This is a genomic window from Pseudomonas putida S13.1.2, assembly GCF_000498395.2.
Lineage (GTDB): Bacteria > Pseudomonadota > Gammaproteobacteria > Pseudomonadales > Pseudomonadaceae > Aquipseudomonas > Aquipseudomonas putida_Q.
On record NZ_CP010979.1, the window covers coordinates 4,292,554 to 4,305,846 of the forward strand.

Sequence of the window (13,293 nt, forward strand, 5' to 3'; positions counted from 1 at the left end):
TCCAGGAGAAAGAGACGGGCACAGGTTGGCGCAATATTCGGCCAAGCGGATAGGTTGCTGCAGGGCCGAGAAGTGAAGAGGGAACATCTGGCGGACAAAAGCGGTGTACTGGAATAGGCGTCCATCACATGTGTAGTGAACGTGCGAGCTCCGGCTTGGGGAGTACACCAAAAATCATTGCCGGGGGGCTTTCAGGGCTCGTATCACAGGGTCGCTGACGAAATTGTTTTGGCATTGTTCTTATACGTGCGTACGGCGGGTCACTATCTCGGTGCATGGCACGCTTTTCACCCGTGTTCGCGGGCAAGCCCTAATACCAGTCAGTTAACGTTTTCTGGCTTGATTGGGGCTGCTTTGCAGCCCTTCGCGGGCTTGCCCGCTCCCACAGGGATCGCGCTAGCTTTTAGAAATTGAGCAAGACAGTTGGCTCACACAGGTACGGGGTAATGTTCCGGGTAGCGATACCTGTTCGACTGCCCGGCTGCGCATGCTTTGAAAAGCTGTTCCGAAGTATCTTGAAAGGATTTCGTGGGGAGAGGGAGCTGTGTTGCAGGGCACAGTTCAGCGGTGGAACAAGAAATTGCCAGGGCCGCCTTGCGGCCCTTTCGCGACACAAGGCCGCTCCCACACAGGGCGTGGAATATTCGAGGATCGTGCTTACATTCGAGCTCTAATGCTCACGAAAGGAGACGAATTCAAGCTGAATTAATGCCGATCTTGCGATTATTCAAGGCCTGTCGAGTGGCTCTGGAATGAACCCCTGCTCCCTCAGTGCCTTGATGACCCCACGCACCAGATAATTGTTGGAAAACCCAATGGTGTATTGCCTCGAACCTGGGTTGATCGGCAGCAGCATGCCTTGCTCTACCAGGTTCTTGATCTGATAAGGCCGTTGGTTAGCCGTGAGCGCGGGGAGTGCCTGAGCAATGTCACTCGATTTCACGACCTTCATCTTTATGACGCTGACCAGAATCTGTTTGTCGGTCTCGGTAATCCACTCCCGACTGCGTGCAAAACTCACCGCCGGCAACAGAATGCACTTCGTGAGGTAGCCATGGTCGGTGAGCTTGTCCACCTTCTCCAATTCGTCGCGGATACCCTGCAGCACATAGGTACACCATGCCTCCAGCCCTGCTGTGGTGCCAGTATCGGCAAGCCCCAGCATGGTGTAGTACTTGTCGCGGACATTGCAGAACACCGCGGTGGGGTTGAGTACCCGACCACCCGTGTTCACCTTGAAGCCGTACTTCATCAACAGCGCATAGGTCAGCAGCCTTACCACCCGCCCATTTCCATTGCCGAATGGGTGAATCCAACCGAAACGGTGGTGCGCCAGGGCGACCTTCATCAGCGCGTAATCATCTCTAAACGGGAAAATCATTATCTAGAAAATTTTCGGTTCTCACCCCGTAAACACTGGCCAAAACCTGATCGACAGCTAGCAATTATCTAAAAATACGTGCAACCCTAAGTGGAAAACTGCGAACCATAAACTCAAAAACACGCAGATCCGCGGGGAAAAAAGCGGGAACAAAAAAACCCGCACAAGGCGGGCTTCTATTGGTGCCAGGTAGCGAGAAATCGCCATAGGCCAACTGATTCTGGTGCGGAGACAGACGGACGGTTGTTGGTCGTGAGGGGCCGATTTTCGCGGGATTGGAATTTGGTGGATTTTTAGCCGTACCTCATAAAGTAACTATAAATAAATCAGCTAGCTATAGCCTTCAATGGAATCGAATTGGGAATTTGTGCGCTCTCGCCATCGATCCTCTGCAAGTTTTTTTCAGTGCGAATGAGATAAGATACTGATGGGCTCCATCGAATAATTTCGCATCACTACTAATACTAAATTGAGTATCGCTAAGCCTTTCAGAAGGGCACACCAAACTGTGGTAATGCTACCCATATAGACGGCTTAACATTCCATAACATACGATGTCGCCAGACACGGAATTGTGGCAGCACCGCAATCTATTAATCGATGCCCTCCAGCATTACACACCAAGAAGTATAAGATCAGTGCAGACCATCATGCATCAGGCCGAGATCCAATATGGTTAGCCCACCTGCTATGGGTTTCGCTAAAGGGATTCACTAAGGCTAACCGGTTCTCGCCCAATAGTCTATAAGTCTTCGCTATCGCATAAGTCGTTCCTGTAGAATGCTGCGAACTCTGAAATAATCTAAGCATCCGAGGGCGGCTGTTGGATTCCGCAGACTTCGCACAGCTCCTGATGACTCATTTGGCACTGACCTTTCTACCCATACCCGTTCGGCAAACACAAAAAACCGCCTGGTCCCCGGTGCACCTACCCTGCCAAGCCTACCTATTTAGCTGTTCCCGCCTGCGGGAGCAGAGCTGTGCTCAATCTACGGATTAGGCTAGAATACGGTTAAGAAACAGAGAGAAGCTGAATGACACCCGGGCTTAGCCGGCCTCAGCCGTGATCGAAAAGGGGAATTAGCTTGGATGTTGAGGGTCTACCGCAATGGCTGGTTACTTTGGGAGCCATTGCAGGATGCGTAAAGTTACATTTTTTTGCATTCAGCGGCGCTTTTGTGCTGTATGTAATGAATCGTCTAAATAATAGGCAGCCATTTTCCATTTTCGCAGCGCTAAACATAGATGTGGGCAACAATGGAAAACCAAAGACAATATTTAGCGACATGGTATTCTCATCTATGATTGGCGCCATCATTGTACTTCCACTAACCGGTCCTACAACGGTTAGCCAAGCGTTAGCAGCTGGATTAGGCCTGACAGGCATACTGTCAGCTTACTCCAAGTCAACAGGCAAGGAGGGGGATCAATGATCGATATGCGCGACTCAATTACTGACCTCGTTTCGACTCTTTACGAAAAGGCTGCAGAGTACACAGAAAGAGCGGCAGGCGAAGAAGCTGAAGGCAAGAGACTTATTTCCCTATCACTAATAGCCGGTGGCATAGCCGCTCTTGCTTCTTCTGGGATAGCGGCAGCAATTCCAGTTGCAGCGGGCATACTAACCGCTGGAAGCGTAGTGGGTTTAATTAAGCTTCGACGCAAACTGGAAGACGACCAACTATCTGCTCTATTAAAGTCAAAAGCCTTTCAAATCCAAGGCGATAAAGATATAAACAAATTAATAATAGACATCGAATCATTAAAAGCACAAATAGCAGCACTCGACATTAAGAACCAAGACATCAGCGAAATATCAAGCAAGGTTGAAATATCCTTACAAGAGATTTCTGAAATTAAAAAATAAAATAGGCCGCCCGTTCGGCGGCTTCGCGTTAAATCATGACACTCAGTTGTTAGTGATTCCTGGTTGGTCATATCGGCTTATGAAGCTTACCGGTGCTGACTCCCAAACGGGAACCTAACATTGCTATAAGCCTAGGGATGGTCTGAAGTAGCCATGTATTTCTGGCTGACTTCAGCCCCCGCCGGTTTTGAAAGCGACGAATCGATCAAAAACGATCAGGTCACCCGCTCATTTCTGTGTTTTTAGCCGCCACGAGCACCTCGCGGCAGCCATATCCCGCATTACAGGCGCACCTCTCCCGTATTGCTCAGTAAGTGTCGGCGTGCCATCCACAGGTTCGACAGCGCAAACAGTGTCACCAGTTGCACGGTGTTCTTCGCTAGACCACGGAAGCGCGTCTTCACATAACCGAACTGCCGTTTGATCACCCGGAACGGGTGCTCGACCTTGGCGCGCACTTGGGCCTTGGCCTTCTCGATCTTGCGCTTGGCTTTGTACAAAGGGCTGCGCTTACCCAGCTTCTTGTATGTACTGCGGCGGGCGGCGAACTGCCAGGTGACCTCTCGGCCTTCATGTTCAGGGCGTTTCTCGACGCCGGTGTAACCCGCGTCGGCGCCGACCATGTTTTCCTCGCCGTGCAGCAGTTTGTCGACTTGGGTGATATCCGCCACATTGGCCGCCGTGCCCACCACGCTGTGCACCAGACCCGACTCATCATCGACACCGATGTGCGCCTTCATGCCGAAGTAGTACTGGTTACCCTTCTTGGTCTGGTGCATTTCTGGGTCGCGTTTGCCGTCCTTGTTCTTGGTCGAACTCGGCGCATTGATCAGCGTGGCATCGACGATGGTGCCTTGGCGCAACGACAGGCCTCGATCACCCAGATAGCCATTTATCACGGCCAGGATGCCAGCAGCCAGTTCGTGTTTCTCCAGCAGACGACGGAAGTTGAGGATCATGGTTTCGTCGGGAATGCGCTCCAGCCTCAGTCCGGCGAACTGGCGCAGGATGGTGGTCTCGTACAGCGCTTCCTCCATCGCTGGATCGCTGTAGCCAAACCAGTTCTGCATCAGATGTACGCGCAGCATCGCCATCAACGGGTAGGCCGGACGGTCACCATCACCTTTCGGGTAATGTGGCTCGATCAGGGCAATCAAACCCTGCCACGGCACCACCTGATTCATCTCGATCAGGAACAACTCTTTGCGGGTCTGCTTACGCTTGCCGGCGTACTCGGCATCGGCGAAGGTCATTTGCTTCATCGGAAAACTCGGGGGTAGAGTCCGGACATTTTGCCAAAATCAGGAAGTCTTCTTCAGGATTTCCCTAGAGTGAGAATGAGAAAACAGAAAAAGAACTCCCACAAATGGCTGTATCTTATGGTGGCTCGCATACCACAATTGACATATCGGAGTAGCTTAGAGCTACGAGACAGACGAATTAGACTCCCCATCCGACCTGGTTTCTCCGGAGGCCTGGATCTTGGTGGGGAATAGGGAATAGACCCACATTAGCTATGAATCCGCCGCCTGTGGACTTCAGAGAAATCGGACGGGGATAATAGTGCAACCATTACTCAGCCGCCAACAGACCCACACTCCTGCGGGTTGACTTCCGTTTTAAAAGCACGTCAACTTTGCTATTCGAGAAATAGGAAAGAAGAATTTCTTTATATGAGAGTGCTTCTTCATTAGCGGGTTCAGCCTGCAACCAGAAATTAACCTTCCCCAGTATTGAGTCTAAGTAAAATGGATCTTTTATTTTCTGGCTTGAAATATGAGAAAGAAGGCCATACTTCTCAATATAAAACAGGTCTTGCTTTATTTTTCTTCTGAGCTCCCTAGTAATCCTTAGGCTTTCTCCCGAAACAGAAAGCCCCGTAACAACTCTCTTATTTTTATTTACTAAAAGCTGAGTTTTATTTGAGTTGATTTTTAATGCATATCTAGCGCATATAGACGCCACGAGCCCTGGGAAATAACTCGGTATGAGCTGAGCCGAAAAAGTAATATCATCAGCGTAGCGGGTATAAGCTATATCGCTTTTCGCCGCCAACTGAAATAACTTTTTATCCAGCCTGCGCAGAAGAATATTTGTCAAATACGGACTAGTTGGCGCGCCTTGAACAAGGCACCCATCATTACAACAAAGAGAGGCTAATGCGAACGAAACTTTCTTGCTATAACCAAGTCTTGAAAAAAAACTAACAACCCAGCCAATCTTAATCGACGGAAAAAAATTTTCGAAATCCATCTTCAATAGGCTAGAGCGATTTAAGTGAGGCGACGCATTGGTGAAAATAGATTTTCCACGTACATACCCATGCGCGCTTGGATGAACCTCACACTTAAGCAGTATGTTCTCGTAAATCCAGTTTTGACATTGCATAAGGCTTGGATAAGGAGCCTCGATAACCCTATCTCCTCCGGATTTCTTTTTTATCGTAAACTTCCGATAGAAGCTTGAGCCCCCATGGATCATTTTAAGTAGAGTATCGTACTTAATGCCAATGAGAAGAGAAAGGTGCTCGACCTCAAAAATAATTGGAGCGCCTGACTTATTTAGCCGGGCTATTTGATCCAAATATTTTTCGATCAGTTCGGGAATCACCCCCCGCTTTTCGAAAAAGCGCTTCCACTCATCAATTTTTTTCATAAAATGCCCGCAGATAGCTACCTGTTTTCCAATCCGCTTTTGCTTTTAGACTTGCGCTCTAAACCTTGAGGTGTGCGAAAGTGGGCGAAGCCCGCTTTCGTGCACCTCAAGGTTTGCGGAAACGCGAAGCGTTGTAGCATTGCAAGCGCCGGTATGCTTCATCGCCGGTGTTTGCAATATCGGTTATCATGAACCTTAACCTTGGGAGCGACTTCACTCCAGCATACTAGCTTCTGCGGGCAATCAGGAGGGTACTACAACCGCAAAAAAAAACAAGCCAAAAAATGCTTTTCTTACAATCAACTTAAGAACAGAAAAGCATTCGGCACATAAAATTCATCAGGTTCAATGATCTTACCGCACATCCCGCTTGGAACTTTTCTCCACTCTTTGTTTCCGGCCAAAACCCTTCCAGATCCAGCCATAAAAACTGAGCGTCCATCTGCAGTAAGGAATATTAGCGATCGCTCTTCAAACACTAGCCCCTTCGACACAAGAGAGCCAAACACTTTGAAGAATAACTCTGGGGATAACTTACTACGTTTCAATAGAGTATAGGGCTGCAGACCGTGCGCTGACTCGTATAGAGCTTTCATTACCACAAAGTCTCTTCGAGACGCTTCCAGGCTAGCGCATTTCATTAAGCATCCTCCATTGCCCTGTGAAGCATTGTTGATCTTTTGTTCGAGTCGTTATTGAAAGGCCACCAGAAAACAGGAAACACACTATTCGGAGTATTCGAGTTCTCACGGCAATAAGCAGCTTGAGCATCATTATAGCCCATACTTGGCATTTCAATGTCATTATAAGCTTTAGATAGATTGGCTTCGAGCTCGATCATTAAATTTCGATATTCGGCCGCTACAGTATCAGGGAATGAATCGTCAATCGCCTTACTTATTTCATGCTGCGCAGTTACATCAATACCTTCGGCTCTAATATTTTCAAGACCTCGCCGCGTAGAAACCAAAACTTTAACCGACACTGAAAAGCCTTCTACCTCGGCATTCTCAAAAACCTTATTAAGCTCTCTGCACCTACTTATCACAGTTTTACCCGAGCCAACAAAGTCATCAACAACAACAAGTCTTTTGCGGCCGGTAGTCTTATACTTCTTATACGCAGAGCCAAAACTAGAAACACCTGTAAAGCTGTTCCAGCCTGCCTTCGTGAATATGTACTTTAGATTATAAAGTAGCTCATGAGAGCTGTCTGGATTGGAGTCTGCCGCCATAGCTACAATCAACGCATCGTCTTCATAGTGCTCCTGCGCCATGACTTCCAATGCCAAATCAGAAAGCTTGCTATGATACTCCGTCAGCGACAGATAGAAAAAGCCACTTATAATGTTAACGAGCATTTCTCGAGAACGGCTGCACTTACACTCCTCATATAGCATATGAGTCATTTCGGGTATTTTTGAGCCAACCCAAGGTTGCCGCGCAACCAAACTAACTACCGTATTGAATGTTTCTTTATTATCCATTTTCTACGATAGCCGCTAATGTTTTAATTGAAGTGGATACCAGCAAAAAGCCACTATATCCTCAAGCTGGTGCGTTTTCAAGTTTTTTCTCATACGCCAATCCAAAGGCGCAACTCATTTCAGCGAAACTTATATCACAAATATAAAAACCAAAACCATTGTCAAAAATTCACTCCGCTAACTTTCGGCATTAAAGTACTGATATAATGCAACACCCCAAAGCAACTTACTAGCTAATACAATAAAAATTAGGAGCATAGAAAGCAGTAACCGATTTACTCACTCACGATCCGCCGGAACGATAATCCATGTCAATTTTTCGAACAGCGATTGGAGAACCATGTCTTTCCTAATCGACAAGCAAGCAGCGTTACCTTTAGTACATAGTAATACCGAGTCGTTTCACTATGCTGAGCCAGGCGAGTTTGAAAACACCAATTCAGGTGTTTTCTTTCTACATGCCCAGGGAGTCGCTCGGTGCCAGTGTTTTACAATCTCAGCCTGGATAATTTTCGCCCGGCGTATATGACGTTGGCGCGTTGCGTGACACCCCGTTACTACACCATCCGAGAATGATTCTCTGTCGAGGGGCTCACTAATCTCCGACCTCCAATGTAAGCAGAGACCACGTCGAACCGACCGTGCCCCAGCTCATAGCTGATTTGCCTTCGGAATTCGCGATCAAGGTGCCTATCTACCTCGTAACACTGGTCGCAGTTGATAGGCGCGTTATGTAGATTGATCTGCTCATAGCGCTCACATGCGTACGCCGCTCGTAGCTCATGGATGCCTTCGAGGTTATGTGCATGCGGGAAGCCCCGCGCAGGACGGATAATTTCTTGCAGGAGACTTAGGTAGCTTTCGTATGGCGCAATCAGGTTTCGGCTACCCGAAGGCGACACCTGCCGTGCAAAACCAAGCGCCCCGCGAACATGGTCGTCTACCGCTATCCAACGCGGGGCCGAGGCCCCGGCACGGCCGCTTTTGGTGCCGTCCTGAATGTTGATCCTGCTTAGGTTGTTAGCCTCACGGCTTAGCCATGGCAGATCAGCCAAAATAGCCTCACGCTAGCGCATGCCGGTGCCCCGCGCCAACAGAACGATCGCTGCTGCCCCTCTCTGATCACGGCTGCAAAGCTCATCGACGATCTGCTTAACCTGTTCGCGGTCTTGACCCTGAGGTACCGACTGTCGTCGCCCGGTACGCTGCATACCCAAAGCTTTGCTCAGGCTTGGCAACTTCACACACTGATCATCGCGAAGCGCCGCCATGGTTCTGTTAACGCTGGATAGTCAGTTTTGTGTGGTGCTGACAGCAAGGCCACCGCGCCCAACCACGTCGCGCAGATACGCCGCATAGCCGCCAATACTTTTCGATCAATCTGCCGCGCATCATTGATAACCGGCCCCTGATCTGAACGGCACCATTTCACGAATGCCTGCCAGCGATCACCGTGCGCTTTGACCGTGCCGCAATGACCGCCACCGAACATGGCTTTCAGCGCTTGCGGCCCTGCGTAGCTCAATTGCCTGCCGTAGCCGAAATTACGGCCATCGCGTCGACCCACCAATGCCATATCGCTCACCTCATTTTCTGCTCTCCAGTCCTCGCCCCACGTCATCCCGCCAAGAATGCTGAGTGTTATCAGGGATCAAGGCCCCTGCGACACGTCCGGGAGCAAGGGCATCTCATGATCTGGCCTCCTGAGCACCGTTACCGGTGGGCGGGTGGAGGCTGCATTGGCCGACGAGACCAGTGCCGCGAGATCCTGAGCCATGTGCAAGCAGCAATGCGATGACCGGGGCATGCCTGACTGTCAGTCAGTCAGGTGCAGTCCACTCCGTGGTCTGCGGCACCATCATCTACATCGCTGTTGCTGGTGACATCGGCGTTTGTCACGCCGATTGTCACGAGTGGAGTAGCCGCAAAGCTAAGTGGGATGAGGGCTGCAGCAGTGCTAGAAGCGCCCGTCTCTTTCCAGGAGAAAGAGACGGGCGCAGGTTGGCGCAAGATTCGGCCAAGCGGATAGGTTGCTGCAGGGCAGCGAAGTAGGAGGTGTTGTCTGGCGCACGAGGGCCAAGATGTGAAGTAGGCATCCATCACCGGGGAGGTGACCGGGCGAGCTGCCGGATGCGAATCGCCCTTGGGGAGAACCACCGCGGGAGCGGCGTGACCTTGAAGGTTCGGGCCACCTGGGGTGCTGTCATCGACAGCGCTTGCACGGCCAGTTCTACGCTTGTGGATAAACCCGGTCAAGGGCCGAAACTCAGGGCTCTTGGGGACGTGAAAAGCGGCTATCCACCGGTGGAATTCCGTGGTAAATCCCGGACAGCGTCGTGGCTTTTAGCTCTTCAAAGTGAGGTCCATCCAAACAGGGCGGCTTTGCAGCCCTGTTTGGATGGACCCGCGTGAAAGAGCAGCCAGAGCCGATCTTGCGATCGAATGCGCCATGACCATTTGGCAAGGCTGTGACGTTGTCGCCTACCGGATGGGCAAACTCATGCGGGGTGACATGGCCCGATCTGTTGGCATCGATGTAGTTACTCCACCACGCCATGATCAACCGACGCTGCTCCAGAAATTGGGCCTTGTGGATGTATGCAGCGCGCACGCGGTTACGCTCCTGATGGCTCATCTGCCGCTCAATCGCCGCGTCCGTCCACAGCCCCGATTCGAGCAACGCACTACAAGCCATGGTCCGGAAACCATGACCGCACACGTCCTTGGTGGTGTCGTACCCCATATTGCGCAGCACCTGGTTAACCGTATTTTCCGACAAGGGTTTCCAATACCTGTGGTCACCGGGCAAAACCAGTTCAGAGAAGCGATTCAAGCTGCGCAGCCGCTCAAGAATCTCGATGACTTGTGGCGACAGCGGCACTATCTGAATGTCCCCACTCATCTTGGTCCCGCGTGTGGAATAGCGGACGCCTTCAATCGGCTTGCGGGTATCGGGGATCTCCCACATCGCCCGTTGCAGGTCGAATTCATCCCACCGTGCAAAGCGCAGTTCGCTGGAGCGCACGAACACATGCAGCGTCAGCAGCACTGCGAGCCGGGTCAGCTCGCGACCGGTGTAGTTGTCGATTCGGCTCAATAATTCAGGAAGGCGGTTCAGCGAGAGCGCAGGACGGTGCTCGGTACGCGGCGCTTGAATCGAGCCGGCCAGATCGAGCGCTGGATTTTGAGTGATCTGCCGCGCCCGCTTCGCTCCCCGCATGATCGTGGATAGATAGTTCTGCACACGCAGCGCAACATCCATCGTGCCGCGATCCTTGATTCGCTGGGTGACCTCAAGCAGATCATGGGTGTCGAGTTCAGCGATAGGCCGCTGGCCGATCAGTGGAAATACATGCGTGCGCAACCTGCTAAGCACCGTCTTGGCATGGTTCTCAGTCCAGCGCCGGGACATTTCGACGTGCCACTCCAGGGCAACGGTTTCAAAGAGAAGGCTCGCACGCTGGGCAGCGATCTTGGCCTTCTGCTTTTCTTCCATCGGATCAAGGTTATCGAGCAACAAGGCCTTGGCCTCATCACGCTTGGTCCTCGCAACGGCCAATGAAACGATGGGGTACTTGCCAATGATCAGCGTGCCCTCCTTGCCGCTGGGTTTGAAATACCGCAGCCGCCAAGTCTTCGAGCCACTGGGCGCGACGTACAGGTACATACCCCCGCCGTCGAACAGTTTGTAAGCACGATCACGCGGTTTGGCCGTACGGCATTTGAGGTCGCTGAGCGGAGTGGCTAGCCGTGGCATAAGGGTACGTTCTCCATTCAGGAAAGACGCTGTACCCCAAAAACACCCCCGGTTATTGGGGATTTAGTTGGTTCCCGACGGAGGGTCGTGGAAACGAAAAACCGGCCAGAAGGCCGGTTTAGAGGGCTTCCAAAGCATTCGGCGGAATGCAGTGGAGCTGGATGTGGTGCCGGAGACAGGAATCGAACCTGCGACCTTCGCGTTACGAGTGCGCTGCTCTACCGACTGAGCTACACCGGCGTGTAGCGCAACGTACCACTGCTCACACCCGCAACGCAAACCCCTGTTTCCGCTAGTTATTGCCCTGCCCTCAAGCCCCCTTGCACCCCTTGGGCGCCAGGTCTTCCTCGATGTCGGTGGTGCACGCCCAGCCGCTGGCCGAACGGGTCAGGGTCAGTGCCTTGCCCAGCACGTTGGCCGGCGCATCCACCAGCGTGCAGGCAATGCTGCCGCTGCCATCTGCCGCCTTGCCGCTAGCGGTGATCGCACAATGCGCGGTCGCCGGCTGGCCACCCAGTTCGGCCACGGCCGCTACGTCTTTCCCGTCATTCAACCGCAGGTCCATCGCCGTCTTCAGCGCGCTGATTTCCAGCAGGCCGGCCGCGGCCTTGGAGCGTGCCTGGTGGTTGGTGTACATCGGTAAGGCGATGGTCGCCAGAATGCCGATGATCGCGACAACGATCATCAGTTCGATCAGGGTGATACCGCGTTGCCCTTTCATGAACATCTTTCCTTTTTGATTCGCTTACACATTGAGGTGGGTTGCGCCCCAACCGGCAGCGGCGCAGTAGGCCTGAACAGACACCTTTTGTCACCCCTGCCCGCTTGGGCGTCATCTTCGCTGAACTACTCTAGTGAGCATCACGGACGCGCGCCCTAGCATGGACGCGGCAAGCTGTTTCCAGGCTTGTCGCCGGGGCAGAAAAAGGACCTTTGCATGACTTCAACTTCACTGCTTTACCGCTGGCACGGCACCGACGCCAACGGCACGCCGGTCAGCGGCCAAACGCCTGGGCGCAGCCCGGCTTATGTACGCGCCGGGCTGATTCGCCAAGGCATCACGGTAGCCAGTTTGCGGCCGGCCAGCGGGCTGGCGTTCAGTTTGCCGAAGCGGCGGGTGAAGGCGGACCCGGCGGGGTTCAGCCGGCAGTTGGCGACGTTGCTCAAAGCCGGGGTGCCGCTGTTGCAGGCGTTCGAGGTGATGGGGCGCAGTGGTTGCGATGCGGCGCAGGCGGCGTTGCTGGTTAGATTGAAACAGGATGTGGCCTCGGGCCTGGGGCTGGCGGATGCGTTGCAGCGCCACCCGGTGTGGTTCGATGCGTTGTACTGCAACCTGGTGCGGGTGGGTGAGCAGTCCGGCACGCTGGACCGGCAGTTGGAGCAACTGGCGGGCATGCTGGAACAGCGCCTGGCGCTGCACAAGAAGGTGCGCAAGGCGATGGTCTATCCGCTATTGCTGTTGCTGACGGGGCTGGGGGTGTCAGCGATCTTGTTGCTGGAGGTGATCCCGAAATTCGAAAGCATGTTCTCGGGCATGGGCGCGGCGTTGCCGGCATTTACCCAATGGGTGATCGACTTGTCCACAGGGCTGAGCCGGTTTGCGCCGCTGTTGCTGGTGATGGGGGTGGTGCTGGGTTTTGCCGTGCGCCAGCTGTATCGGCAGCATGCGCCAGCGCGCCTGTGGATATCTCGGCGGGTGCTGGGCTTGCCGGTGTTCGGCAAGTTGCTGAGGGAGGCGGCGTTGGCGCGGTTCGCGCGTAGCCTGGCAACCTCGTACGGCGCCGGGGTGCCGTTGCTGGATGCGCTGGGCACGGTGGCCAGGGTGACGGGGGGCGAGCTGCATGAGCAGGCGGTGTTGCGGCTGCGCCAGGGCATGGCCAACGGGCAAGGGCTGAACCAGGCGATGGCGGGCGAGTTGCTGTTCCCACCGCTGCTGGTGCAGCTGACCGCCATCGGGGAGTCCAGTGGCACGCTGGACCAGATGCTGGAAAAAGCCGCCAGCCATTATGAGGAACAGGTCAGCCAGGCGCTGGACCAGTTGACCAGCCTGCTGGAGCCGGCCATCGTGCTGATCCTGGGCCTGCTGGTGGGTGGCCTGGTGGTGGCGATGTACCTGCCGATCTTCCAGTTGGGTAGTTTGATCTGAA

General features: G+C 53.0%; 7 protein-coding genes, 1 tRNA gene and 2 pseudogenes. 2 read left to right on the plus strand and 8 right to left on the minus strand.

Annotated features, from left to right (window positions below; all coding sequences use genetic code 11):
• Nucleotides 1-727 precede the first annotated feature (727 nt).
• Nucleotides 728-1,357, minus strand: a pseudogene (locus N805_RS18965) (Fic family protein); the annotation flags it as partial.
• A gap of 1,453 nt (nucleotides 1,358-2,810) precedes the next feature.
• Between N805_RS18965 and N805_RS18970 the strand changes: the two are divergent.
• Entirely contained in the window at nucleotides 2,811-3,248 is a 438-nt protein-coding gene (locus N805_RS18970) for a hypothetical protein (RefSeq protein WP_019471743.1), read from the plus strand.
• 281 nt (nucleotides 3,249-3,529) lie between these two features.
• Here the strand turns inward: N805_RS18970 and N805_RS18975 are convergent, their stop codons facing one another.
• The 7 genes and pseudogenes from N805_RS18975 to N805_RS19000 all read right to left on the minus strand — a co-directional run bounded on the left by N805_RS18975 (nucleotide 3,530) and on the right by N805_RS19000 (nucleotide 11,867).
• Nucleotides 3,530-4,510: an IS5 family transposase gene (locus N805_RS18975; RefSeq protein ID WP_019471742.1), complete on the minus strand. Its 981-nt coding sequence runs from the start codon at nucleotides 4,508-4,510 to the stop codon at nucleotides 3,530-3,532.
• Between the two features lie 310 nt (nucleotides 4,511-4,820).
• Entirely contained in the window at nucleotides 4,821-5,903 is a 1,083-nt protein-coding gene (locus N805_RS18980; protein ID WP_019471741.1) for a reverse transcriptase family protein, read from the minus strand.
• 640 nt (nucleotides 5,904-6,543) lie between these two features.
• Nucleotides 6,544-7,389, minus strand: a complete 846-nt coding sequence (locus tag N805_RS18985) for a hypothetical protein (protein ID WP_155412705.1) — start codon at nucleotides 7,387-7,389, stop codon at nucleotides 6,544-6,546.
• 557 nt (nucleotides 7,390-7,946) lie between these two features.
• Nucleotides 7,947-8,965: pseudogene (locus N805_RS30085) on the minus strand (integrase domain-containing protein).
• Between the two features lie 690 nt (nucleotides 8,966-9,655).
• A complete protein-coding gene (locus N805_RS18990; protein WP_019473264.1) occupies nucleotides 9,656-11,146 on the minus strand; it encodes a tyrosine-type recombinase/integrase in 1,491 nt (496 codons plus the stop codon).
• 164 nt (nucleotides 11,147-11,310) lie between these two features.
• Nucleotides 11,311-11,386, minus strand: a tRNA-Thr gene (locus tag N805_RS18995).
• Nucleotides 11,387-11,456: 70 nt separating this feature from the next.
• Nucleotides 11,457-11,867, minus strand: coding sequence for a pilin (locus N805_RS19000; RefSeq protein WP_016484801.1), 411 nt, complete (start codon nucleotides 11,865-11,867; stop codon nucleotides 11,457-11,459).
• A gap of 216 nt (nucleotides 11,868-12,083) precedes the next feature.
• Between N805_RS19000 and N805_RS19005 the strand changes: the two genes are divergently transcribed.
• Nucleotides 12,084-13,292 carry a type II secretion system F family protein gene (locus tag N805_RS19005; protein ID WP_019473263.1) on the plus strand — a complete coding sequence of 403 codons (1,209 nt, stop codon included), beginning with the start codon at nucleotides 12,084-12,086 and terminating at the stop codon, nucleotides 13,290-13,292.
• Nucleotide 13,293 lies beyond the last annotated feature (1 nt).

Bases quoted from the DNA above. Each gene is read 5' to 3' on its own strand.
- N805_RS18980 (WP_019471741.1), bottom strand. From the start codon at position 5,903: ATGAAAAAAATTGATGAGTGGAAGCGCTTTTTCGAAAAGCGGGGGGTG.
- N805_RS19005 (WP_019473263.1), top strand. From the start codon at position 12,084: ATGACTTCAACTTCACTGCTTTACCGCTGGCACGGCACCGACGCCAAC.
- N805_RS18975 (WP_019471742.1), bottom strand. From the start codon at position 4,510: ATGAAGCAAATGACCTTCGCCGATGCCGAGTACGCCGGCAAGCGTAAG.
- N805_RS18970 (WP_019471743.1), top strand. From the start codon at position 2,811: ATGATCGATATGCGCGACTCAATTACTGACCTCGTTTCGACTCTTTAC.
- N805_RS19000 (WP_016484801.1), bottom strand. From the start codon at position 11,867: ATGAAAGGGCAACGCGGTATCACCCTGATCGAACTGATGATCGTTGTC.
- N805_RS18990 (WP_019473264.1), bottom strand. From the start codon at position 11,146: ATGCCACGGCTAGCCACTCCGCTCAGCGACCTCAAATGCCGTACGGCC.
- N805_RS18985 (WP_155412705.1), bottom strand. From the start codon at position 7,389: ATGGATAATAAAGAAACATTCAATACGGTAGTTAGTTTGGTTGCGCGG.